This window comes from Nocardia sp. XZ_19_231, from assembly GCF_015355705.1.
Classification (GTDB): domain Bacteria; phylum Actinomycetota; class Actinomycetes; order Mycobacteriales; family Mycobacteriaceae; genus Nocardia; species Nocardia salmonicida.
On sequence record NZ_JACUZI010000004.1, the window covers coordinates 38,940 to 64,905 of the forward strand.

Annotated in this window: 13 protein-coding genes; 10 read left to right on the forward strand and 3 right to left on the reverse strand. The window is 68.8% G+C overall.

Going from position 1 to position 25,966, the window contains the following annotated elements; all coding sequences use genetic code 11:
• Positions 1–33: 33 nt before the first annotated feature.
• Positions 34–1,323 carry a glycosyltransferase gene (locus tag IBJ82_RS18830; protein WP_194827266.1) on the forward strand — a complete coding sequence of 430 codons (1,290 nt, stop codon included), beginning with the start codon at positions 34–36 and terminating at the stop codon, positions 1,321–1,323.
• 3 nt (positions 1,324–1,326) lie between these two features.
• Positions 1,327–2,556, forward strand: a complete 1,230-nt coding sequence (locus IBJ82_RS35385) for a glycosyltransferase (protein ID WP_370585376.1) — start codon at positions 1,327–1,329, stop codon at positions 2,554–2,556.
• A gap of 246 nt (positions 2,557–2,802) precedes the next feature.
• Here the strand turns inward: IBJ82_RS35385 and IBJ82_RS18840 are convergent, their stop codons facing one another.
• Both IBJ82_RS18840 and IBJ82_RS18845 read right to left on the reverse strand, forming a co-directional pair.
• Positions 2,803–3,309 carry a hypothetical protein gene (locus tag IBJ82_RS18840; protein WP_194827267.1) on the reverse strand — a complete coding sequence of 169 codons (507 nt, stop codon included), beginning with the start codon at positions 3,307–3,309 and terminating at the stop codon, positions 2,803–2,805.
• Positions 3,310–3,518: 209 nt separating this feature from the next.
• The gene (locus tag IBJ82_RS18845) at positions 3,519–4,955 is read right to left on the reverse strand and encodes a DHA2 family efflux MFS transporter permease subunit (protein ID WP_194827268.1); all 1,437 of its coding nucleotides are present in this window, start codon (positions 4,953–4,955) and stop codon (positions 3,519–3,521) included.
• A 261-nt stretch (positions 4,956–5,216) separates the two neighbouring features.
• Between IBJ82_RS18845 and IBJ82_RS18850 the strand changes: the two genes are divergently transcribed.
• On the forward strand, positions 5,217–5,855 hold the full coding sequence (locus tag IBJ82_RS18850; RefSeq protein ID WP_194827269.1) for a TetR/AcrR family transcriptional regulator: 639 nt from the start codon (positions 5,217–5,219) through the stop codon (positions 5,853–5,855).
• On the opposite strand, the gene IBJ82_RS18855 is transcribed toward IBJ82_RS18850, so the two are convergent.
• Positions 5,852–6,532, reverse strand: a complete 681-nt coding sequence (locus IBJ82_RS18855) for an SGNH/GDSL hydrolase family protein (protein ID WP_194827270.1) — start codon at positions 6,530–6,532, stop codon at positions 5,852–5,854. The two genes, IBJ82_RS18850 and IBJ82_RS18855, sit on opposite strands and share 4 nt — an antisense overlap.
• A 329-nt stretch (positions 6,533–6,861) precedes the next feature.
• On the opposite strand from IBJ82_RS18855, the gene IBJ82_RS18860 reads away from it, so the two are divergent.
• The 7 genes from IBJ82_RS18860 (at position 6,862) to IBJ82_RS18890 (ending at position 25,922) form a co-directional block, all read left to right on the forward strand.
• Positions 6,862–13,395 carry a type I polyketide synthase gene (locus IBJ82_RS18860; RefSeq protein WP_194827271.1) on the forward strand — a complete coding sequence of 2,178 codons (6,534 nt, stop codon included), beginning with the start codon at positions 6,862–6,864 and terminating at the stop codon, positions 13,393–13,395.
• A 122-nt stretch (positions 13,396–13,517) separates the two neighbouring features.
• Positions 13,518–14,459, forward strand: coding sequence for a hypothetical protein (locus tag IBJ82_RS18865; protein ID WP_194827272.1), 942 nt, complete (start codon positions 13,518–13,520; stop codon positions 14,457–14,459).
• Positions 14,460–14,472: 13 nt separating this feature from the next.
• Positions 14,473–16,251 carry an FAD-dependent monooxygenase gene (locus IBJ82_RS18870; protein WP_194827273.1) on the forward strand — a complete coding sequence of 593 codons (1,779 nt, stop codon included), beginning with the start codon at positions 14,473–14,475 and terminating at the stop codon, positions 16,249–16,251.
• Complete coding sequence (locus IBJ82_RS18875) at positions 16,242–17,579, forward strand: GDSL-type esterase/lipase family protein (protein ID WP_228537407.1); 1,338 nt, start codon at positions 16,242–16,244, stop codon at positions 17,577–17,579. Before IBJ82_RS18870 ends, IBJ82_RS18875 begins: the two co-directional genes overlap by 10 nt.
• 11 nt (positions 17,580–17,590) lie before the next feature.
• Entirely contained in the window at positions 17,591–23,980 is a 6,390-nt protein-coding gene (locus IBJ82_RS18880; protein WP_194827274.1) for a type I polyketide synthase, read from the forward strand.
• A gap of 39 nt (positions 23,981–24,019) precedes the next feature.
• On the forward strand, positions 24,020–25,042 hold the full coding sequence (locus tag IBJ82_RS18885; protein WP_194827275.1) for an NADP-dependent oxidoreductase: 1,023 nt from the start codon (positions 24,020–24,022) through the stop codon (positions 25,040–25,042).
• Position 25,043: 1 nt separating this feature from the next.
• Entirely contained in the window at positions 25,044–25,922 is an 879-nt protein-coding gene (locus IBJ82_RS18890) for an SDR family NAD(P)-dependent oxidoreductase (RefSeq protein ID WP_194827276.1), read from the forward strand.
• The last annotated feature ends 44 nt before the right edge of the window (positions 25,923–25,966 follow it).

Here is a 25,966-nt window from a genome sequence, read left to right on the forward strand (position 1 = left end):
CACCGGAAACGACCACGAACGGAAGTCGAGAATATGCGTATCGCCTTGTTGACGGCGGGAACCCGCGGCGATCACCAGCCGTATCTCGCGCTGGCCGACGAATTCGCCGCGCGCGGCCATCACGTCGAGATCACCGCCACCGAGAACTACGCGGAGGTGGTGCGGCGCTCGGGTTTCCAACCACACGTCATCCCGTTCAACTCGGCGGAACTGCTGGAATCGCCTGCGGCCAAACGGGCGCTGTCTTCGGGCAAGACGCTGCCGTTCGTGCGGATCATGCTCGACACGGTCAAGATCATGGCGGGCGAGCGCGGTGAGCGCATGCACCACGTGCTCAGCGACGCCTGCGACTCGGCGGATGTGATCGTCAGCTGTGCCTCGACTCTGCCGTGGGCGATGGAGCGGGGCGAGCAGACCGGTCAGCGGGTCCTCGGCTGCCTGCCGTATCCGCTCGAACGGACCGCGGAGTTCCCTTCCTCGTTCATGGTCAAGCGAATGGTGTCCTCGCGCTGGTTGCGGCGTGCCAGCTATTCGGCCTTCGAATTCGCCTACGGTGTCGCCTATCGCCGGGTGGATCGGCGGGTGCGGGAAATGATGAAGTTGCCGGGTGCGCCGCGCAACCCGTTCCGGCGCATCCGCGAGGACGGCATCGCGTTGGTGCACATGGTGAGTCCGGTGCTGCTGCCCACCCCGGCGGACTGGCCGGACCGCTCGATCGTCGTCGGCGCGCCGATCCTGGCACCGCGGCTGCGCGGTGCCTGGGGTGAGGACGAGCTCGATTCGACGCTGACCGAATGGCTCGACGAGGGCGAGCCCCCGATCTACTTCTGTCTGACCGGAATGCCGATCCTCGACCCGGTCGGCTGCTGCGCGTTGATCGCCGCCGTGTGCCGCAGGTTGGGTGCGCGCGCCTTGGTGACGGTCAAGGGCGAGGGATACCCGCGCGGCATCAGCGAGGACCGCACCCTCCATGTCGTCGACTCCTTCGACTATGACCGCGTGCTGCCTCGATGCCGGGCGGTGGTTCACCACGGCGGCAGCGGCAATACCCACGACGTGCTGCGCGCAGGCCTGCCTGCGGTGGTGATCGGGGTGCACAGCGACCAGTTCTTCTACGGCTGGCGCATCACCGCCCTCGGTATCGGCGCCGACTTCCCCTATCCCGCGCTCACCGAGGACCGGCTGCACGACGCGCTGGTCCGCACGCTCACGCCCGAAGCACGCAGCAGGGCAGCGGAACTCGGTCGCGAGGTCGCTGCCGAGAACGGTGTCCGAGCGGCGGCCGACGCCGTGGAACGCCTGGCCGTCGCGACCTCGGTCTGAGCTGTGGGCGATCGCGTGCATGTCGCGCTCTTCACCGACTTCCACCCCGACACCCTCGGCGGCGTACAGACCGCGATGCGGTCGCTGTGCGACGGGCTGCGCGGACTCGGTCATCGAGTGACCGTATTCACCGCTCCCGCACCGGGTTCCGTGCTCGGCGACGCGGACACCGTCGTGCTGTCGGCGTCACCGTTCTCGATGTCGAACGGCCTGCCGATGGTGCTGCCGAGCCGAGCCAACCAGCGCCTGATCGATGCGGCGTTGCGTGCGCGAGATATCGACGTCATCCACTCGCTGACCACCTACGGCGCCGGAATCGCCGGGATTCGCGCTGCCCGCCGACACGGCGTCCCCCTCGTGCAGACCATGCAGAGCCGCGACGACACCGTCATCGAAAAATATTCGCCCGCACCGTATCTCGCCGCGTGGATGATGCGCTGGGTGCACGGCCGGTTCGTACCGCTGCGCCGGCAACCGCCCTTTGCCGGCGACAGTCGCACCGCCCGGCTCGCGTGGCGCCCGCTGATCGCCCAGGCACAGGCCGCCGACCGAGTGATCGTGCCAACCAACCACTTCGCCCGCCGCCTCGCCGATCGTGGCGTCGACCGCCCGATCCATGTGGTGTCCAACGGGATCGATGACGCGCTCCTCGACCGCGTCCGGAACGAGCGAAGTGCGTCGAGGAACACCCATGCCCCACTGCGGGTGCTCTGGTGCGGTCGCCTGTCCGCGGAGAAGCGTCCCATCGAGGCGATCCAGGTAGTGGGCCTCGTCCCCGACTGCACCCTCGACATCTACGGCAGCGGTCCGCTCGCCGACCGGGCTGCTGCTGCCGCCGCCGATCTGCCCGACCGCGTGCGCCTGCACGGCCGAGTCGACCAGGCCAGCTGCCTGGCCGCGATGGGTGCGCACGACCTGCTGCTGCTCACCTCCGACTGCGACACCCAGGGCATGGTCCTGCTGGAAGCGGTGGCCATGGGCCTGCCGGTCCTGTACTGCGACCCTGAACTGTCCGAAACCGTGCCCGCGCAAGGCGGTATCCGCACCACCGATGCCTCGGTGGAGTCCTTCGCCGCCGAACTCGCCGCTCTCGCGTTGGACCGAAACCGCCTGTCCACCATGGTCGAGGCGCTCACCGCCCATGCTGAGGAGCCACGCCAATCCCGACACCTCACCGATATCGTGTCGGTCTACACGGACGCCATGTCCAGGAAGTCAACGACTGCGCGTTGACCTTCTAGCAACCCACGTGCGGGCATCGAACGGGCATCGGCCCGCTGTCCTCGTCTCAGCGGTATCGCGGAAGCTGCAGTCGCTCCAGCCACGGCTGCCGGAACGGCAGAGAGCGGGTCTCCTCGGTCAGTGCCGTCTGGGATTTCGCGCGGACGTAGTCGTGGGACCGCAAGGTGATCTCGGTCTGGTGCGGTATATCGAAGCTGCGATCACTCTCGGCAAGGGCGACGCGCGGTAACGCCGCGATCAGCTGAGCTGGGGCGAAAGAAGCTGTCCGCGAAGGTCGCTACCTTGGAAGTGCGGCGGCTGGTGCACTTGACTCGCTGAGGCATCCACATCTTCGGTCCCCAATGCCGCTGCCACGGTAGCGAGCGACGCGAGCGTGGCGATGGAGGCCCCGGCCATCGCGAGATAGCCGCCGGGGAGCGTGATCTGATACCACGACAGGATCATTGTCGCGATGAGGGCGATCGTCACGACGGCGTCGATCGCGACGACTCCCACGATCCATCCCCCCTCGCCGACCTCGCGGCTACCCCACGCCGTGACGAACGCGGCGACGAAGCACAGTGCTCCGATGAGGTACAGCAGCGGGGTCGACAGGCCGTTGTCGAGCTTCCAGAGGTCTGCCGCGAGCGCGAATGACGCTACGCCGAGACCTGCGTTCGCCGCCGCGGCGACCTGGATGACGCTTCGGTTCAACAATTGCGGCCTGCTCGCGGTGTTGCTCGGGCTCTGTTCCTTGGTGGACATACGAGGCTCCTGATCAGTAGGAGAAACGGAGGTTCGCGGCCGTGACCGGTCGTGGGATTTCGTGCGGGAGCGGTTCAGGACAGGGTGGCTGCCCACGTGGCGTTGCGCTCGGCGATCGCCGAGCCACGGCTTTCCGGTGCGCGCCATGCCCCGGAAACACCTGAGCGGGGCCGCGAATGAGTGATCCGCGGCCCCGCTCAGGGGCGCGGTTACGCCTGTTGCGGTGAAGGCTCCGGCTCGGCGACGGCCTCGGCGATCGGTGTCGAAACGGTCGGACCCATCGGAAGGGCAGCCAGGACTACGGGGATGCACCCGATGGCGCTGAACCAGAACACCGTGTGCAATCCGTCGAGCCAGCCGGTGGTGACCGACGTGGTGATCGCGGCGAAGGCCGCGATGCCCAGGCCGCCGCCCATCTGGCGGGCGGTGGTGCTCATGCCGTAGCCAGAGGCGAACTTCTCCTCCGGCACCGAGGTCGCGGCGGCGCTGGACACCGCCGTCATCACCAGGCCGATACCGAGGCCGAGGAGCAGACCGACCGGGAACCACACCGCCCAGAAGCGCGGCGTCTCATCGAGTAGGAGCGCGAACAGAACCGCCGAGATGCCGAAGCAGATGGTGCCCGCGATCGTCGCGAGGCGCGCGATGTCGGGGTGCTTGGACTTGCCGACGATGGCCGCACCGACCGCCGCGGTGAAGGCGCCGGGAGTGTTGGCCAGACCGGTTTCCCAGACGGAGTAGTCCCAGACGAGCAGGGTCCACAGCGGGGTTGCCAGTAGCCAGGCGAACATCACGATGCCGAACAGGAAGGAGACGGCGCTCGCCGAGGCGAAGGTGCGATTGCGCCACAGGTCGACCTCGAAGGTCGGCACCGGCGTGCGCATCGAGCGCAGGATGCCCAGCGCGAGGAGCACGAGCCCGCCGATGGTGCAGCCGAGGAAGGCCGGACTGGTCCAACCCCATGAGCCGCCCTGGGTCAACCCGACTACGGCCGCGCCGACGCCGACCGCGACCAGGATGGCGCCGATCGGATCGGGCCGTACCGAGGAGGGAACCTTGATCTCGGGCAGCCAGGCGCGGCCCGCGATCAGGGCGAAGATCCCGACGGGGACGTTGATGAGGAAGATGGCGGGCCAATCGAAGGCCGACACCAGGAAGCCGCCGACCGCGGGACCGAAGGCCGCGGACACCGATGCGGCGCCTGCCCATGCCGCGACCGCCGCGACCCGCTTCTCCGGCGGATACGCGCCGAGAACCAGGCCGAGCGCGGCGGGAATCATGCCGCCCGCCGCCATGCCTTGCAGTGCGCGAGCGCCGATTAGAACTTCGATGGTCGGCGCCGCGGCGCACAACGCGGACGCGACGGTGAACCCGAGTAGCGACCACAGGAACACTGTCTTGCGGCCGATCAGGTCGGCATAGCGGCCGACCGGGGTGAGGACCGCCGCGAAGAACACGGCGTAGCCGCTCACAACCCAGGACAGCGTGGAGAGCGACGTGTCCGAGAAGTCCTCGGCGATGCTGCGGAACGCGACGTTCACCACGGACATGTCGAGGAAGGCCACAAAGGTGGCCAGCGCGGTGATCAGCAGAACGCGACGGGGCTCCACCGCGGACGGCGCTTCGGTCGTGGTCTTGTCAGTCATCGTTTACCTGTCCGATCGTCGCACCGTCCGCGCGGGCGCGCGGTGGAGGGGAAAACGTTCATGACGACCTCTCAGTCTTATGTTGAACCGAACGTTCGTACGCATCCATTAACGCACGGGCACTCTGGACATGCAAGAGATGTTGGCTCGGCCGCCGTCAGGTGCTCCAACTGGCCGCACGATTGTTCGGCTATCGTGGGTGATGAGTACGCCACGACACACGGGCGTATTCGGACTTTTGTTGGGAAGGAGTTCGGGTCGATGAGCGATATCCAGACCGCGCGTGGGCAGGACACCCGCCGTGCCATCCTGCGAGAAGCGGTCCAGGTCGGTGCGGTCGAGGGGCTGGACCGGCTCACGATCGGGCGCCTGGCAACCTCGCTAGGTGCCAGCAAGAGCGGCGTGTTCGGGCTCTTCGGTTCCAAGGAGGAATTGCAGCTGGCGGCGATCGAGGAGGCGAAGGCCGAGTTCATCGCGTCGGTGATCAGCCCCGCGTTGCGTCAACCGTCCGGCCTCGTCCGGTTGCGCACCCTCTGCGATGCGTGGATCGACCATCTCAGTGAAGATGTCGGTTCGGGTGGTGCGTGCTTCTTCCTGTCCGTCGGCGCGGAATTCGGCGCACGGCCGGGACGGGTACGCGACGCGATCGTGGCGGTCTGGCAACAGTGGCACGAGTTTCACCGCCAGACCGTGATCGAGGCCAAGCAACTGGGTGAGATCTCGGCCGAGACCGACCCGGCCCAACTGGCGTTCGAACTGGCCGCGATCGAGCGTGCTGCCGCGTCCGACATGATCTTGCTCGGCGACCCGGAAGTCTTCGATCGGGCGCGCGCCACAATGCTGCGGTTGCTGCGCGAATGCGCCACCGGCGGGGCGCGCGCGCCGGCCCTGATCGGCTAAGCGGTGTTGGCCTGCTGCGGAATATGGGCCGCGAGTGCCTTGACGGCTTCGGCGGCGAGTACAGCGTGGCCCGACATGTTGAAGTGGATCCGGTCGTTGCTCATCACGTCGGGGCGATGCCCGACCGAGTGATGCCACAGGTCGATGAGGATCGCGTCGTGCTCGGCAGCGATGTTGCGCACCAGTTCGTTGAGCCGCGCCAAGCTGCTCCGAAAGCGCACCATCGCCGCGTCGGGAAAAGCGTCTGCCAGGGTCATTGTCATCATCTGCGCGCCGATGCCGTTGCCTGCCTCGAACAGTTCGGTGAGATTGGCCGCGATCGCGGCGTAGTCCGGGGTCTCGGCCATCAGGTCGTTGCCGCCGCACGAGATCATCACCAGATCGGGCTTGAACGCCACCATCAGGTCTTTCTGCTCCTCGACGACCTGACGTGAGGTCGCCCACGGGGTGCCGAGGTTCATGTAGTTGATCGGACCGACCGCCATCGCCAAAGTATCGGCCATCCGGGCGAACGATGTCAGCCTGCGGTAGCCACGATAGGGCGCGCCGAGACCTATCGCGGTGCTGTCGCCGATGACGGCGAGCCGCCGCCACGGAGCACCGTCGAGCATCGCCGCGGCGCTGGCGTCGTCGATGCAGTCGGGGTCGGTCTCTTCTGTCCAAGTCTGCGAGGTCATTTCCGGCCCTATCTCCCCTTGGCGTCCGATGGCGATCTGCTGTGCTCTGAACGAACGATCGTTCTTATTTACGCACGCAATGTGGGAGTCGTCAAGTCGTTATGCCGAGACGAACGCTACCCCGGTAGTCGGCAGGTAGCCATCCGAACGGTTGTGCGGCAAGTAGGGGAGTAGCTAGGGGTTCCAGCGAGTGCTGGGTCCGTTGACGATGGGTGATGTTGGCCGCCGGAGTAATCGACGGCGAACACGCCAGCCGGAGTGCGATCCACGCGAAGTCGCGTCGGAATCGGCGAACCGCGAATCACATCGTTCATCGGAGGAAACGCGCAATGGCGACCGAAGAGGAGCTTCGGGCATACCTGAAGCGAGCCGCAATCGACTTGCATCGCACCCGGCAGCGTCTGCAGGAGGTGGAAAACCGGTCGAGCGAGCCCATCGCTGTGATCGGCATGGGTTGCCGGTATCCCGGCGGCGTCAAATCTGCCGAGGACCTGTGGCAGATGGTCGCCGACGGGCGTGACGTGATCTCGGAGTTTCCGACCGATCGAGGTTGGGACGTCGACGGTCTCTATCACCCCGACCCCGACCACGAAGGGACGTCGTACTCTTCGCATGGCGGCTTCCTGGAGAGCGCTGCCGATTTCGACGCTGCCTTCTTCGGAATCAGCCCGCGTGAGGCGCTGGCGATGGAACCGCAGCAGCGGCACATGCTCGAAGTCGCCTGGGAGGCGCTCGAACGTGCGGGCATCGACCCGAATACTTTGCGCGGCACCGATACCGGTGTGTTCGCGGGCATCATCGAGGTCGAATACGGCCCGACCATCATGGAAGATCGCAGTGGTCTGGCGGGCTGGTTGCTGATCGGCCGGACCTCCAGCGTCGCGTCGGGTCGGGTGGCTTACTCACTCGGCCTCGAGGGCCCCGCCGTCTCGCTGGACACCGCGTGCTCGTCGTCGCTGGTGGCGATCCATCAGGCAGCGAATTCGCTGCGGTCGGGCGAATGTTCGTTGGCACTGGCCGGCGGCGCGACGATCATGCCGACACCGGAGGCGTTCATCGCCTTCTCCCGTCAGCGCGTGATCTCGGCGGACGGGCGGGCCAAGGCGTTCGCGGCCGCCGCCGACGGCACCACCTGGTCCGAAGGTGTCGGACTGCTTGTCCTGGAACGACTCTCGGACGCGCAGAAGAACGGCCACCCCATCCTCGCCGTGTTGCGCGGATCCGCGGTGAATCAGGACGGTGCGTCCAACGGCCTGACCGCACCGAACGGCCCGTCGCAGCGGCGGGTCATCGAAGCCGCGCTGCGCAATGCCAAGATTCCGGCGTCCGGCGTCGATGTCGTCGAGGCGCACGGCACGGGTACCCCACTGGGCGACCCGATCGAGGCGAACGCGCTGCTGGCCACCTACGGCCAGGACCGCACGACGCCGCTGCTGCTCGGCTCGATCAAGTCGAACATCGGTCACAGCAGTGCCGCGGCCGGTGTGGCCGGCGCGATCAAGGTGATCATGGCGATGCGGCACGGGACGGTGCCGCCGACCCTGCACGTCGACGAGCCGTCGCACCAGGTCGACTGGGACGCGGGTGCGGTGGAACTGGTGACCGAGGCCACGCAGTGGCCCGAGGTCGACCGTCCGCGCCGGGCGGCGGTGTCCGCCTTCGGCATCAGCGGAACCAACTCTCACGTCATCTTCGAACAGGCGCCCGCCCCCACCACCGAGGCGAGCGGGCCCGAGGAAACCGGTGTCCAGGTCGAGCCCGCGGCCACGGCGTGGGTCGTCTCCGCGGCCACCGCGCCCGCGCTGTCGGATCAGATCGCCCGGTTGAGCACCTTCCTCGACGATCATCCTGAACATTCGCCTGCCGACATCGGGTATTCGCTGGCCACCCAGCGCGCCAGGTTCGCTCATCGCGCGGTGGTGCTCGGCAGCACCCGCGAGGAACTGATCGCAGCGCTGAAGACGGCCGGTTCGGTTGTCGAAGATGCCGCGACGGCCGATTTCGGCGCCGATGTGGTGGTCGGTGTGGCAGGCAGCTCGGCCAAGACCGCGGTGATGTTCCCCGGCCAGGGCGCGCAACGCGTCGGCATGGGACGTGCGCTGTACGAGCGGTATCCGGTGTATGCCGCCGCCTTCGACGAGGTGTGCGTGCGGCTCGATCCGGCACTGGGGCGTTCGCTGCGCGAGGTCGTCTTCGCCGAGCCCGACAACGACGAGGCGGCGCTGCTCGACCACACCGCCTTCACCCAGGCCGCGTTGTTCGCCGTCGAGGTGGCGCTGTTCCGGTTGGCCGAGAGTTTCGGGGTGCGACCGGATCTGGTGCTCGGACACTCGATCGGCGAGATCTCGGCCGCCCATGTCGCCGGCGTGCTGTCGCTGGATGACGCGGCCGCCCTGGTCGCCGCGCGCGGCCGACTCATGCAGGCACTGCCAGAGGGCGGCGCGATGCTGTCGGTGCGGGCGGACGAGCAGACGGTGCTGCCGCTGCTGTCCGGCCGCGAGAGCACTGTGGCCATCGCCGCGATCAACAGCCCGTCGGCGCTGACGATCTCGGGTGTGGCCGACGTCGTCGACGACATCGCGGCGGAGCTGCGCTCGCTCGGACACACGGTCAAACCGCTGCGGGTGAGCCATGCGTTCCACTCGCCGCTCATGGAGCCGATGCTCGCCGAGTTCGGCGCGGTCGCCGCGTCGCTCACCTACCAGCGGCCGTCGATCCCGATCATCTCCAACGTCACCGGCGCGGTCGCCGAATCAGAGCAGCTGTGCACCCCGGAATACTGGGTGCGCCATGTCCGCGAGGCGGTCCGCTTCGCCGACGGAGTGCGCGCCGCGCATGATTTCGGTGCGACAGTGTTCCTCGAGATCGGCCCCGGTGCGAGTTCGACCACCCTGGTCGATGAGGTGCTCAACGACGGTGTCGACGAGGCAGTCGCCGTGGCGACCTCATTGCTGAGGCCCAAGCACGACGAGCCGATCGCGTTCTACGCGGGTCTGGCCGCTGCGCACGCTTCGGGCACCGCGGTCGACTGGACGCAGGGCATCGATGTGCGCGCGGTCGCGCAGGTCGACCTGCCGACTTACGCGTTCCAGCACCGGCGTTACTGGCTGGACAAGCCGACCGGGACCGGCGATGTCGCCGGTGTCGGGCTCGGCGTGGTCGATCACCCGCTGCTCGGCGCGAAGATCACGCAGGCGAGCGGCGGCGACGATGTGCTGTTGACCGGTCTGTTGTCGACTCGGGCCCAGCCGTGGTTGGCCGATCACGTGGTTGGCGGCTCGATCCTGGTGCCGGGCACCGCGTTCGTGGAGATCGCCCTGCTGGCGGGTGGCCAGGTCGGTGTCCCTCGAATCGGTGAATTGGTGCTGCAGGCGCCGCTGGTGTTGCCAGAGCGGGGCGGTGTCGAGGTGCAGGCCGTGGTCGGTGGTTCCGGTGACGATCGGCCGATCACCATCTACTCGCGGCCACAGCAGCTCGACGACGAGGGTGAGCAGGCGGAGTGGACAGTGCACGCCACCGGCTCGATGGTCGTCGATGACGCACCTGCGGTCGTGACACCGGAGCTGGCCACCTGGCCCGTCTCTGGTGCCACCGCGGTCGAGATCGGTGATCCTTACGCCGAACTCGCCGACGCGGGCTATGGCTACGGCCCGGTATTCCAGGGTCTGCGCGCCGTCTGGCGACGCGGCGAGGAATTGTTCGCCGAGGTGGAACTGCCGGAGCAGGCGCGCGGCGCGGCGGGAGCCTTCGGGATCCACCCGGCACTGCTCGACGCGGCGTTGCACGCGATGGCCGTCGCCGGTGGCGATACCGACGGCGACCAGATCCGGTTGCCGTTCGCGTGGGAGGGCGTCACCCTGCACGCGGTCGGTGCCACGGCGGTGCGCGTTCGACTCGCCGCCACCGGCACGGATCGGATGTCGATCACCGCGGTCGACGCGGCGGGAGCGCCGGTCGTCACGGTGGACGGACTATCGCTGCGGGCAATGTCACGTGACGCGCTCGGCGGGTCCACGAAGACAGCGGCCGCCGAGGGTCTGTACGCACTCACCTGGGTGCCGCAGCCGGTGATCGAAGCGGCACAGGGCAACTGGGAGCCCTACGCCGACGTCGAGAACGAGTACGAAGAGGTGGTCGACACCGCCGGCGCCAAGGCCGTGGTGCTGCGCTTCGGCAGCGACACCGCCGAAGTGCCCGGCCCGGACGCGGTGCGCACCAAGGTGACCACAGTGCTGCGGCGGGTTCAGGACGTGCTCGCCGACGAGCGCAACGCCGACGCCACCCTCGTGGTGGTCACCAGCCACGCGGTCTCGATCGAAGGCGCCGAGGCGATCGGTGACCTGGCGGTGGCGCCGGTGTGGGGCTTGCTGCGCAGCGCACAAGCCGAGCAGCCCGACCGCATCCAGCTCATCGACGTCGACGACGCGGACGACTACCGCGCCGCCGTCGCCGCGACGCTCGGCGGTTCCGAGGGGCAGGTCGCGTTCCGGCGCGGTGTGCCGCACGTTCCCCGCCTCGCCCGTCCCGGCGCGGACAGCGCGGCCGGGTCCGCCCTGGTCGGTACCCAGCCATGGCTGCTGACCTCGCTCGGCAAGGGCACGCTGCACGGCGACAACATCGTGCTGGTGGAGAGTTCCGACAGCGAGTCCTTGCAGCCGGGTGAGGTGCGGGTGCAACTGCGTGCCTCCGGCATGAACTTCCGCGACGTACTGATCGTGCTCGGCATGTACCCGGATCCGGACGCGCCGATCGGCGGTGAAGGCGCGGGCATCATCGTCGACGTCGCCGACGACGTCACCGAATTCGCTGTCGGCGACAAGGTGATGGGCCTGTTCTCCGGGCTCGGTTCCACCGTCGTTTCCGATCAGCGCATGGTGGCCGCGATGCCCGAAGGGTGGACCTACGCGCAAGCGGCGGCCGTTCCCGCGGTCTTCGGTACCGCCTACTACTCGCTGGTCGACCTGGCCGGCGTGCGGGCAGGGGAGTCGCTGCTCATCCACGCCGCCACCGGTGGTGTCGGTATGGCGGCGACCCAGCTGGCCAGGCACCTCGGGCTCGAGGTCTACGCGACGGCCAGCGAGCCGAAGTGGAAGACCCTGCGCGAGATCGGCTACGACGACGCCCACATCGGGAACTCGCGCACCCTCGACTTCGAGCAGAAGTTCTCGGCCGCGACCGACGGGCACGGCGTGGACGTGGTACTCGACTCGCTCGCAGGCGATTTCGTCGACGCATCCCTGCGGCTGCTGCCGCGCGGCGGTCGGTTCATCGAGATGGGCCAGACCGACGTGCGTGATCCGGAGAAGATCGCGCAGGAGTATCCCGGTGTCGCCTACCGCGGATTCGTTCTGATGGAAGCCGGCCCCGACCGGCTGCACGAGATCCTCACCGAACTGGTGGCGCTGTTCGCGTCCGGTGCGCTGCAGCCACTTCCGGTCACCACCTGGGATGTGCGCCGGGCACCGGAGGCGTTCCGCTTCCTCAGCCAGGCCAGGCACATCGGCAAGAACGTGCTGACGATTCCGGCCCTGCTCGATCCCGAAGGCACGGTGCTCGTCACCGGCGGTACGGGCGTGCTCGGCGGGGAGATCGCTCGCCACCTGGTGCAGGCCAGGGGCATGCGTCACCTGTTGCTTACCAGCCGTAGTGGTTCGGCGGCGGCGGGTGCGAGCGAGCTGCGCGAGGAATTGATCGCGCTCGGTGCCGAAGTCGAGATCGCCGCGTGTGATGTCGCCGACCGCGACGCACTGGCAGCGCTGCTGGCCGACATCCCGCAGGCACACCCGCTGACCGCGGTCGTGCACACGGCGGGCGTGACCGACGACGCGGTGTTCGGGGCACAGACCCCGAAGAGCCTGGAGACCGCGCTGCGGCCGAAGGTCGATGCCGCGTGGAACCTCCACGAGGCCACCCAGGATCTGGCGTTGGCGGAGTTCGTGCTCTATTCCTCGGTAGCCGGTGTGCTCGGTGGTCCGGGTCAGGCGAACTACGCTGCGGCCAACGTCTACCTCGACGCGCTGGCCCAGCACCGGCAGCGACTCGGATTGCCCGCGACCTCGATCGCGTGGGGACTGTGGGCGCAGGCCAGCGGCATCACCGCCGAACTGTCGGACATCGACCGGGCACGCATGCGTCGTGACGGCATGATCGGCATCGACACCGCCGACGGTGTGGTCATGTTCGACAACGCGCTGTCGATGGGTGCGGCACTCACGGTGGCCGCGCGACTCGATCTCGCGGCGATCAGGGCCGCGGGTGCCGACGACCCGACGCTGTTGCCACCGCCGCTGCGTGGTCTGCTGCGGGCCGCACCTCGGCGTGCCGGTGGTGGCGCGGGGGAGGCGGGCGAGTCCTCGTCGCTGGCGAAGAGCCTGCTCGCGATGAGTCCGGTGGATCAGGAGCGCACGATGCTCAATCTGATCAGGTTGCATGCCGCCGCGGTGCTCGGGCACGATTCGCCCGACGAGATCGGGCCCGGCCAGGCGTTCACCGACCTCGGCTTCGACTCTCTCGGCGCGGTGGAGTTCCGCAACCGACTCAAGTCGGCGACCGGGCTCAAGCTGACCACGACGGTGGTGTTCGACTACCCGACCCCGGCCATCCTGGCGCAGTACATGTGCGAGGAGATCGTCCCGGCCGACGCGGCCGCGGCGCGCATTCTCACCGAGATCGACACCGTCGCTTCGGGTTTCGCGGCAGCGGCACTGAGCAGTGCCGAACGAGTCGACATCGCCGACCGCCTCGACGAGCTCCTGCGCGCCGTGCGGGGCGAGGAAGACGATGCCGTGATCTCCGAACTCGGCAGTGCCGCCGACGACGAACTGTTCGAGTTCTTCGACAACGACCCCGCGAGCCTGGGGTAGGTCGGCCGCCGCCACATCCCGGGCATCGCAGCGGGCGGCGGCGGCACAGTTTGTCATTTCACCCCTGACCCGGCGTCGTCGAAGAGACGGCGTCGGGTCGTCAGAAAGGAAATACCGATCTCATGCGAATGCGACATCATGGTGCCGCCGGAGCGATGCGCACCGCACCGGGAGCGTGGCGCCGACGACTGACGGTGCCCGGAACTCTCCTGGTGTCCGCGTTGGCGGTCATCACCAACGTCATGGCGTCACCGACTGCCGTGGCGAAACCGGGAGTGCCGATCGCGAGCGATCGGTGTACCGCCGAACAGCGCACCGAGTCGCTGCGGGCCGACCAGCAGCGCGTGTTCGACCTGCTCGGTCCGCTGCGGACGCTGAACGGCCCGGAGGATCTGGTGCCGCTGGCGGCCACGGGCACCTACGGTCCCGACTCGCACGGCTGGGTGCAGTACGAGCGGATGGGTGTGGCGCTGCTCGACCTGAACCAGGCGCTGCAGATCATCGGCAAGCAGATGCCCGGTATGAACCCGGGCCGCGACACCGTGGTCAGCGGCAAGCCCGCAGGGTTGTTCTATCGCTCACGACAGACCGGCTTCGACTACCACGACGCCGTGACGCCGGCGTTCCCGTACGACCTGGTCGGCTGGTTCTACGCCGGTGTATACACCCCCGGTGAGACCCCGAACGAGGTGGGACTGTGCATGTTCCGCGGCGACTGGGCCTTCCACGAGCGTGGCGTGCACACCTTCCCCAAGTTCGACATGTACATGATGCCGCCGCAGGAGGACTACCTCGGCCAGAAGCGGGGCGACACCCCACTGCCGGGTGGGTCGACACCGTCCGGGCTGGTCCATCCGCGCGGCTGGGACGTACACATTTTCCTCGACCCTTCGAACCCCACGACGCCGGTGGCCACGGACCTGAGCCCGTTCGGCGACATTCCCGGTGTGGTCGGCGGCATGGACACCGCGTTCCCCTACCCGGTCTGGCCCGACGAGCTCGAGGCCGGCGCCGATCCGCATCCGGTCACACCCGGTATGACCGCCGGGCACAGCCACAATTGATCGGAGCGCACCAATGACACAGTCGGACAACGTCACCGTACTGATCGTCGGCGCGGGCGGGTGTGGGTTGTCCACGTCGATCTTCCTCTCCAATCTCGGCGTGGATCATCTGCTGATCGAGCAACGCGGCGAGACGTCGCGGCTGCCGAAGGCCCATTACCTGAGCCAGCGGACGATGGAGCTGTACCGCCAGCACGGGGTCGCCGACGCGATCACCGCGGTCGGCGCGCCACTGGACAAGTTCGGCAAGGTGGTGTGGCAGACCTCGCTGACCGGCCGAGGTCCCTACGACGGCAAGGTGCTCTACGAACTCGACGCCTTCGGGGCGGGCTCGCTGAGCGAACGCTACGCGGGCGACAGCCCGGTCGATTCGACCAACCTGCCACAGATCCGGCTGGAGCCGATCCTGCGTGACCTGGCGGAGCAGCGTGCGCCCGGTCGCGTCCGGTACGGGTGCGAACTGCTCGACTGGGTCGACGAGGGATCGACGATCGTGGCCCGGCTGCGCGACGCCGACGGCGCGGAGTCGACGGTGCGGGCCAAGTATCTGATCGCCGCCGACGGCGGTCGCACCGTGGGGCCGCGACTCAAGGTGAAGATGGAGGGGTGGCCGAAGTTCCACCAGGTCACGACGGCGCATTTCTCGGCAGACCTGTCGCGCTGGCAGCACGACGGCGCCCTGATCACCTTCTTCATCAACCCCGAACAGGCCGAGTTGTCCGGCGCGATGCTGGTGCAGATGGGCCCCACCTGGGGCAAGTTCTCCGAGGAATGGGGTCTGCACTTCACCGCGGACGCCGACGATCCGGCCCGTACCCGCAAAGACGCGCTGCTGCAACGGATTCGCGATGTGCTCAAGGCGCCGGATCTGCCGATCACCCTGCACAAGGTGAGCAGCTGGACCGTCGACGCGGTGCTCGCGGCGAAGTACCGGGTGGGCAATGTGTTCCTGGCCGGCGACGCGGCGCACCGCATGCCGCCGGCCGCGGGTCTCGGCCTGAACACCGCCATCCAAGACGGACACAATCTGGCCTGGAAGATCGCGGCCGTCGAGTCGGGGCGGTCGGAGGCCACCCTGCTCGACAGCTACGAATCCGAGCGGCGCCCGATCGGCCGGGACAATCTGGACTGGGCGCTGGGCATCCTGAAGAACACCGAGCTGATCACCGAGAACGCGCTCGGTTTCGGTCCCCAGGTGCCACGGCTGGTGCGGCCCGCGTTCTTCCACGTGTACTTCGAGGATTCCCGTCGTGGCGCGACGACCAGGGCGCGCGCCGGTGAGGTGTTCCGCACCCACCGGGTCGACTGCCAGGCGCACGACATGGAACTCGGCCTGGCCTACGCCGAGGGCGCCCTCACCCCCGATGGCACCACGGCACCGCCCCGCGAGCCGATGGGCGATATCTACCACCCCACCACGCGGCCGGGGCACCGGTTGCCGCACGCGTGGGTGGAAAAGGACGGCACCCGGCTGTCGACGCTGGACCTGGTTCCCCGCGACCGCCCGGTATTGCTGGTCGGTCCCGCGGGGCAGCCGTGGCTCGACGCCGCGCGTGAGCTCAGCGCCGATCCTGCTGTCCCGTTCGTGGTCGCCACCATCGGCGACGACCACAGCGCGGCCACCTACCGCGAAAACGGCGCCTGGTCGCGGGTCCGCGAGATCGCCGACGACGGGGCGATCCTGGTACGCCCCGACCACCACGTGTGCTGGCGCAGCCTGAGCACGAACGACAATCCGGCGGACGCGTTGCGCGCCGCCTTCGCGAACATAGGAGCAAGTGGATGGCGATGACACGCCGACGCAACCGGGCCAACTGGCGAGTGCTGGCGATAGTTCCGCTGTTCGCGGGGTTCGTCGCGGTCACCGGTGGATCTGCCGGGTCGGCTCCGGTCGGCGGCGGTTGCGGGGGAAACCACTGGGTGGCGACCTGGATGGCCGCGCCGTCGGATTCGGCGTCGCTGGCCGACTTCTCGTTCAATCCGATCACGTCGGTGGGTGACCAGACCTACCGCATGGTGATCACCCCGCATCGGGCGGGCGCGACCCTGCGCGTGCACCTGACCAACCGGCTCAGCCCCGCCGAGGTGACCTTCACCTCGGTGACGGTCGGCAAACAGGCCGGGGGACCGCAGGTCTCGTCCGACTCACTGCGGACGGTGACCTTCGACGGTGCGTCGTCGGTGACGGTACCGGCGGGCGGCGACGTGGTCAGTGACCCGGTCTCCCTGTCGTTCGGTTCGTTCGAACCGCTGGCGGTGAGCGTCTATGTTCCCGGCAGCTCGCGCGCGCCGACCGAACACCTGCAGGGCATGGCGACCAGCTACTACGGTTCGCCGGGCAGCGGTGACCAGACGCACGATCTCGGCGGCGGATCGCTGGACCGCACAACGACTTCAGTGCTGTATGTCTCCGGTGTCGACGTGCTCGCCCCGGCTTCTGCGTCGACGCTGGTGGCCTTCGGCGATTCGATCACCGAGGGTTTCGTCGGCAGCGGCTACTCCGAGGTGCCGCAGTCACCGGCGGCCGTCGACCAGAATCTGCGCCCGACCGACTTCCTGCAACATCGACTCGACGCGGCGGGTATCCCGGTCTCGGTGGTCAACTCGGGTATTTGGGGCAATCGGCTGCTCGACGATCCGTTGCGTACCCTGCCGCAACTCGGACCCCGTGGCCTGACCCGGATCCAGCCCGACGTGCTCGAGGTGGCCGGAGTCACCGACGCGATCGTCATGTTCGGCGCCAACGACTTCGCGATCCCCGAGTGGGCGACGACCGCGGAGATGATCGCCGGCTACACCGAGGCCGTGTACCGGTTGCAGGCCGCGGGCATCCGGGTGGTGCTCGGCACCAATCCGCCGCTGAAGTACTCGCTGCTGGCGGGCAACTTCGCACCGTTCTCCGATCAGCGCAGGGTCGAACTCAACGACTGGGTGCGCACGCAGCAAATCGCTGACGGCGTCGTCGACTACGACGCGTTGCTGGCCGACCCGAACGCCGACGCGATCATCCTGTCGCAGTACCGGGGCCTGGACAACCACGTCGGCCCCGCGGGTTACGCCGCCATGGCCGACCTCATCGATATCGCCGCGCTGCGTGGCAGCGGCTGCGGCCGCAACTAGGAGCCGTAGCCATGACGCCACACGACAACGAACTGGTTGAAGCGCTCCGTAGTTCGCTGCTGGAAGGCGATCAGCTACGCAAGCGCAACGATCAACTCAGTGCCCAGCTGTCCGAGCCGATCGCCATTGTGGGCATGGCCTGCCGACTGCCCGGCGGCGCCGATTCGCCGGACCGGTGGTGGACGCAGTTACTCGAAGGCGCGGACAGCATCGGCGACTTCCCCGGTGACCGGGGCTGGGCCGACGAACCGGACGCGCCGCCGTACCCCCATCTCGGTGGATTCCTGTACGACGCCATGGATTTCGATCCGGCGTTCTTCGGGATCTCGCCGCGTGAGGCGCTCGCGATGGACCCCCAGCAGCGGCTGCTGCTGGAGGTCGGGTGGGAGGCGATCGAGAGCGCGGGTATCGATCCGGTCAGCCTGCGCGGCAGCGAGACCGGCGTGTACGCGGGGGTGATGTACCACGATTACGCCGATCGCCTGCACGCCGTGCCCAAGCAGGTGGAGGGTCATCTGCGCACGGGCAGTCTGGCCAGTGTCGTGTCCGGCCGGGTCGCCTTCGCGCTCGGGCTCACGGGTCCGGCGGTGACCATCGACACGGCGTGCTCGTCGTCGTTGGTGGCGTTGCATACCGCGGCGCAGGAGTTGCGTCGTGGTGGCTGTTCGATGGCACTGGTCGGCGGCGTCACGGTGATGTCGACGCCGAAGGTGTTCGCCGAGTTCGCGATGCAGGGCGGGTTGGCCACCGACGGCCGGTGTAAGTCCTATGCCGCGGCCGCAGATGGGACGGGGTGGTCCGAGGGCGCGGCGGTCCTGCTGGTCGAAAAGCTTTCGGACGCACGCCGTCTCGGCCACGAAGTCCTCGCCGTGTTGCGCGGCAGTGCGGTGAATCAGGACGGTGCGTCGAACGGCTTGACCGCGCCGAGCCGACCGGCGCAGGAACGGGTGATCGGGCGGGCGCTGGCGGCCGCGGGCCTTACCGCCGACGACATCGACCTCGTCGAAGGACACGGCACGGGCACCCGGCTGGGCGATCCGATCGAGGTGCAGGCACTGCTGGCCACTTACGGGCAGGGTCGGACCCGTCCGCTGCTGCTCGGCTCGGCGAAATCGAACATCGGCCACACCCAGGCCGCCGCGGGCGTGGCCGGGGTAATCAAGGCTGTGCTTGCGATGCGTGGCGGAGTCGTCCCGCCCACGCTGCACGTCGATGACCGCACGCCGCACGCGGATTGGGACAGCGGCGCGATCGAACTCGTCACTACGGCCCGGCCGTGGCCGGAGACCGGCAGGCCCCGGCGCGCGGCGGTGTCGTCGTTCGGCATCAGCGGCACCAACGCGCACGTGATCCTCGAATCCGACACAGCCGGCGCCAGGGTCGGCGAACCGCTGACCGCTGCTCCGGTCGACGCACCGCTGACGCCGTGGATCCTGTCCGCCAAGACTTCGGCAGCGTTGCGCGCCAACGCTACCCGGCTCGCCGAGGTACTCGCCGAGCATCCCGAACATGCGGCCGCCGATGTGGGCTTCAGCGCGGCGGTGAGCCGTTCCCGGTTCAGTCACCGAGCCGTGATCCTGGGCCACGGTCGCGACGAGCTCGAATCCGGGCTGGCGGCGCTGGCGGCGGACACCGAATCCAGCGCGGTCCACCTCGGCTCGGCGGACTCCTCGGCCCGCGTGGCGATGCTGTTCCCTGGACAGGGCGCCCAGCGGGTCGGCATGGGCGCGACGCTCGCCGCGCGCTATCCGGTCTTCGCCGCCGCCTTCGACGAGGTGTGCGCCCACCTGGACGACACGCTGGGTCGATCCCTGCGCGAGCTCGTCATCGACGGCGCGGGCGAGCCGGGACTGCTCGACCGCACCGGCTATGCCCAGGCCGCGCTGTTCGCGACCGAGGTGGCACTGTTCCGGCTGCTCGAATCATTCGGTGTGCGACCGGATTTCCTCGTCGGACACTCGATCGGCGAGGTGAGTGCGGCGTATCTGGCCGGGGTCTGGTCGTTGGCCGACGCCACCCGCTTGGTCGCGGCGCGCGGCACCCTGATGCAGTCGCTGCCCGAAGGTGGGGCGATGATGTCGATCGCGAGCGACGAGCAGACCGTCGCGGCGCTGATCGCCGAGCGGTCCACCCAGGTGAGCATCGCCGCGGTGAACGCGCGCCGGTCGGTGGTGATCTCGGGTGCCGACGCTGCCGTCGCCGAGATCGCCGCGCAGTTCGACGAGGCGTCGGTGAAACGCCTGCGGGTGAGCCATGCGTTCCATTCGCCGTTGATGGCGCCGATGCTCGCCGAGTTCGCCGCCGTGTGCGCCGATCTCACCTATCACGCGCCGAAGATTCCGGTGGTGTCCAACCGCACCGGCGCACGCGCCACCGCGGTGGAGCTGTGCTCGCCCGAGTACTGGGTGGGCCATGTCAGCGACCCGGTGCGCTTCGCCGATGGGCTGAGTTGGTTGCGCGAGTCCGGTCGGGTGGGCGTCTTCCTGGAGGTCGGGCCGGGTGCGGCGCTGTCGTCGCTGGTCCTCGCCGACGACGACGGTTCGTCGAACGCGGTTGTCGCGCCGTTGCTGCGCCCCGCGCAGGACGAGGAACTCTCGGTGTACACCGCGCTCGCCCGCGCCTATTCGGCCGGCGTCGCAGTAAATTGGGCCGGACTGCCCGCGCTGGCAGGCGGGCGACGAATCACGTTGCCTACCTACGCTTTCGAGCACCATCGCTTCTGGTTGGCGGCCGAGGCCGGTGCCGGTGATGTCACGGCCTCGGGTCTGGACGCGGTGGCGCATCCCCTGCTCGGGGCGGAGATCTCGGTCGCCGACAGCGGTCGCGTCGTCCTGACCGGCGTGTTGTCGACGCGGACGCACCCGTGGCTGGCCGATCACCGGATCGACGGCCAGATCGTGGTGGCGGGCACGGTGTTCGTCGAATTGTTGTTGCGGGCGGCCGACAGTGTCGGTTGTGACCGCGTCGACGACCTCATCGTCGTCGCCCCGCTGACGCTGACCGGCACCGATGACGTGCGCGTCCAGCTCATCGTCGAGGTACCGCAGGACGGCCGCTGCCCGGTGACGGTGCACTCCAGCGAGGGTGCGGGGTGGCGCCGCCATGCCGAAGCCACCCTCAGCTCGGGCGGCGAGCTCGGCGAGCGCGCCGCGACCGATACCGGCTCGGCGGCGCCGTGGCCGCCCGAAGGCGCGGTGCCGGTCGAGACCGCCGACTTCTATCAGCGGCTCGAGCGACTCGGCTATCAGTACGGGCCGTTGTTCCGGGGTGTTCGCCAGTTGTGGCGCCGTGGGGACGACGTGTTCGCCACCGTCACCGCGCCCGACCACCTCGACACGACCGCGTTCCACTTGCACCCCGCGCTGCTCGACGCCGCGCTGCACGGCATGGTCGACACCGAACCCGGTGCGCCCCTGCGGTTGCCGTTCAGTTGGGAGGGCGTGCGGCTGCACGCGGTGGGTGCGTCGGTTCTGCGCGTCTCCCTCACAGCGACGGCACCCGATCGTCTCCGGGTCACCGCCGACGACACCGCAGGCCGACCGGTGCTGTCGGTGGACGCCCTGCTGCTGCGCGAGTCGGCGGGATCCGACGAGCGGACCCGATCGAGCGCGCGTCCGCTCTACGCGGTGGAGTGGATTCCACTGCCCGGCGTAGCGCTGCCGAGTACGCCCGCGGCGCCCGTGCCGAGCATCGCCGACCTCGAGAGCACGCAGAGCACACCCGAGCACGCGGTCCTGGTCGTCGCATCACACGGCACCGACAAGCCCTTGGACGTGCGCGCCACCACGGCGCTGGTCCTGGACCAGGTCCAGCGATTCCTCGCGACCGAACGCCTGACCGACACCACGCTGGTCGTGGTGACGCGCGGTGCGGTGGCGGTCGAGGTGACCGACACCGTCGATCTGCGCGGTGCGGCGATCTGGGGACTGCTGCGGTCGGCCCAGACCGAGAATCCGGATCGGCTGGTGCTGCTCGACCTCGGCCCCGACACCGTGCTCGATGATGTAGTCGCCGCGACAATCGCGGCGGGCGAGCCGCAGGTGGCCTGGCGCGGAGCGAGTGCCTCGGTGCCGAGAATGATCCGCCACGACATACACGACGTGGCCGACCCGATCCGTGATCCGCACTGGCGGTTGACGATCGGGGAGAAGGGCACGCTGACCACGATCGGTCTGAGCCGCCTCGCCGAGGATCCCGTTCCCGTGTTGGCCCCGGGCCGGGTACGGGTGCGGATGCGGGCGGCCGGCATCAACTTCCGCGACGTGCTGATCAGCATCGGCATGTATCCGAATCCGGACGCCGTACTCGGCGGCGAGGGCGCGGGTGTGGTCGTCGACGTGGCGCCCGACGTCACCGACTTCGCGCCCGGCGATCGAGTGATGGGCCTGTTCGACGGTGTGGGGTCGACGGTGGTCACCGACCACCGCACGATCGTGCGGATTCCGGCGGGTTGGTCGTTCCATCAGGCCGCCTCGGTACCGGTGGTATACCTGACCGCGTACTACGGTCTGCTCGACCTGGCGAACCTGCGCGCGGGCCAATCCCTGCTGATCCACGCCGCGACCGGTGGCGTCGGTACCGCCGCTCGGCAATTGGCGAAGCACTGGGGTGTGCGGGTCTACGCGACCGCGAGTTCGGGTAAGCAGAACGTGCTGGTCGCGGACGGGTTGGCGCCCGAGCAGATCGCCAATTCGCGGACCCTGGACTTCGAGGAACAGTTCCGTGTCGCGACCGACGGCAACGGTGTCGACGTCGTCCTCGATTCGCTGGCAGGCGAATTCGTCGACGCGTCGCTGCGGCTGCTGCCGCGCGGCGGGCAGTTCGTCGAGATGGGCATGACCGATCGACGCGATCCCGCCGCGATCGCCGCCCAGTATCCGGGCGTCGGCTACCACTCGTTCCTCATCACCGAGGTCGCGCCGGATCGGATCGCGCAGATGCTGGCCGAGATCGTGGCCCTGTTCCACGCGGGCGCGCTCACCCCACCGCCGGTCACCACCTGGGACGTTCGACAGGCCACCAGCGCCCTGCGGTTCGTGAGCCAGGCCCGCCAGGTCGGCAAGGTGGTTCTCACCGTGCCGCCGCCGCTGGACTCGAGCCGCACCGTCATGATCACCGGCGGGGTCGGCACGATCGGTGCCGCGCTCGCCCGGCATGTCGTGGCCGAGTACGGAGTTCAGCGGGTGCTGCTGACATCCCGACGCGGTGCCGAGACGCCGGGTGCGGCCGAACTCGTGGCCGAGCTGCGCGAGTGCGGCGCCGAAGCCACGGTGGCCGCGTGCGATGTCGCCGATCGGGCCGCGTTGGCGGCCCTGCTCGCCGGTATCGATCCCGAGCATCCGCTCGGCGCTGTCATCCACTGCGCGGGCACCGTGAGCGACGCGGCGTTCGAGAAGTTGACCATCGAGGATCTGGATCGGGTGTTGCCCGCGAAGGTCGACGCCGCGTGGAACCTGTACGAGCAGACCCGCGACCTCGACCTGTCGGCGCTGGTCCTGTTCTCCTCGGCGGCAGGCGTTCTCGGCAACGCGGGCCAGGCCAACTACGCGGCGGGCAACGCCTACCTGGACGGGCTCGCGGTGCGCGCCGCCCGATCCGCGGTGCCCGCGACATCGTTGGCGTGGGGGCTGTGGGCACAGCGAAGCGGCGTGAGTGGACATCTGGCGCAGCGAGATCTGGACCGGATGGCCCGCAACGGGTTCACGCCACTATCCACCGCGGAGGCGTTGGGGCTGTTCGACGCGGCGCTGACGTCGGGCACGCCGGCGTCGGTGCCGATGCGCATCGATGTCGCGGCGGCGAGGGCGTCGGCCACGGCCGGGTCGCCGGTGCCCGCGATGTTGAGTACGATCGTTCGTATGCGTCGCAATGCGCAGTCGGCGTCGGTGTCGGAGAACACCGCGCTGCTGCTCGTGGGGCGCAGCGGCGCCGACCAGCGTCGCGTCGTGTCGGAGCTACTGGCACGACATGTGGCCACCGTGCTCGGTCGGGTGGCCGATGAAGCACTCGATCCACAACAGAGATTCGTAGACATGGGGTTCGACTCGTTGACAACGGTCGAGCTCCGTAACCACCTGAAGAAATCGATGGGCGCCATGCTGTCGACGACAGTGATGTTCGACTATCCGACACCGTATGCGCTCACCGAACACCTGTGTGGCCTGCTGGCATCCGATGCCGACTCGGTCGCGCCGCTGCTCGGCGAACTGACCGCTCTGCTCGACAGATTGGGCGGGGCCGATCCGTCGGACGCCGAACGCGATCGTGCCGTCGCCGGACTGCTCGAGGCCGCGCAGCGCCTGCGTGGCCCACAACAACCCGACGTCGTCGGCGAACGGATCGAGCTGGCCGACGACACCGCGATTTTCGAGTTCATCGACAGCAACCCCGCGTCGGCATGACCCCGGCGCGTCGTTCCACCCTGAGCGAAGGAGCTTGCCTTGCCTGTTACCAGCCGTGAATGGCGTTTGATCGCCCGTCCAGACGGAACCCCCTCGCTCGCCGATGTCGAACTGGCCACGGTGACGCTGGCCGATCCCGCCCCCGGCCAGGCACTGATCCGCAACGACTGGATGTCGGTCGACCCGTATATGCGCAGCCGGATGAACGCGGGCGTCGGCTATCTGCCGCCGTTCGATCTCGACGTCGCGCTGACCGGTGCCGCCGTCGGTACGGTGATCGCCTCGGCCAACGACGCTCTTCCGGTCGGCACGGTCGTCAGCCACTTCGACGGCTGGCGCGAGTACACCCTGGCGGCCTGGGCGCAGCCCCTCGACGTGAGCTCCGTTGCGCCCCAGGCGTATCTGGGCGTGCTCGGCACCACCGGGCTCACCGCGTACGTCGGCCTCACCGAGGTGGCGAAGGTGAGCGACGGTGACGTGGTGTTCATCTCGGCGGCGGCGGGCGCTGTCGGCTCGGTGGCCGGTCAGCTGGCGCGCAAGCTCGGGGCCAAGCTGGTGATCGGGTCGGCGGGTGGACCGGAGAAGACCCGAAAGCTGGTGGAGGAGTTCGGGTTCGACGCGGCGATCGACTACCGCGCCGGCGATGTGGCGGGCCGGTTGGTCGCTGCCGCACCGGGCGGTATCGACGTCTACTTCGACAATGTCGGCGGCGAGCAGCTCGATGCCGCGCTCGGCGCGATCAAACCCCACGGCCGCGTGGTCCTGTCCGGCTCGCTCACGACCATCGACGCCGACACCGACTCGCTGCCCCCCGGCCCGAAGAACCTGCCATTGATCATCGGCAAGCGGGTGTCGCTGTTCAGCATGAACGCCGCCGACTACTTCGCGGTCCTGCCCGACTACCTCGCCCAGGCGAAGGGCTGGCTGGCCGACGGCTCGCTGAAGGCCGAGGAGACGGTGTTCGACGGGATCGAGAACGCGTTCGAGGCGTATTCGGCGATGATCCGCGGCGAGAACATCGGCAAGACCGTGGTGTCGCTGTCCGAGTCGACCGAGGGCTGAGATGGCTGACCCGGCGCCCGGATCGATGTCCGGGCGCACTGTCGTCATCACCGGTTCGACCAGCGGTATCGGCTACGCGGCCGCGGCGGCCCTGGGCGCCGCGGGCGCGACAGTGGTTGTGCACGGGCGTGATCCGCGCCGGACAGCGACTGCGGCGCAGCAGTTGGGCGCCGCGGGCGCGGGGCGTTTCGTTCCGGTCGCCGCCGACCTCGGCTCGTTGAGCGGGGTGCGCGCGTTCGCCGAACAGGTGGGGAAGGCCGCGCCCGGCGGTGTGCACGTGTTGCTCAACAACGCGGGCGGCGGTTTCGCCGACCGGGAGCTCTCACCGGACGGGGTGGAGCGGTCGTTCGCCCTCAACCACATCGCCGTCGCGGCGGTGACGCACCGGCTGCTCGACGGACTGCGTACCGGTGCCGACTCGGCCGGGGTGCCGTCACGGGTGATCGTGACGTCGTCGTTCATGGAGAAACGCGGCAACCCGAACCTGGACGACTGGTCCTACGATCGGAAGTTCCGCCAGGTCGCGGCGTACTGTGACGCGAAGTTGGCCGCCCTCGCCTACAGCTACGCGCTCGCGCTGCGCTGGCAGGGCTCCGGAGTCACCGTGAACGCGGCCGATCCGGGCGCGGTGGCGACCCAGTTCGGCGTGGCGGCCGGCGGATTGTTCCGGGTGATCCAAACCGTGGGGCGCCCGTTCATGACCAGTGCGCGCAGCGGGGCGGCCCCGCTCGTCCGGTTGGCCGCCGACCCGGAGTTGGCGCACGACAGTGGCGGCTACTACGACAAGAACGGCCCTGCCCGTTCGTCGTCGGCGTCGCGGGACCCCGCGTTCGGCGCCCGCGTTGTCGAACGCACCGCCGCTGTCGTCGGTGTGGACTGATCTCCTGGTACCGACACGAGAAACGGGGCCTGTCACCAGGCCCC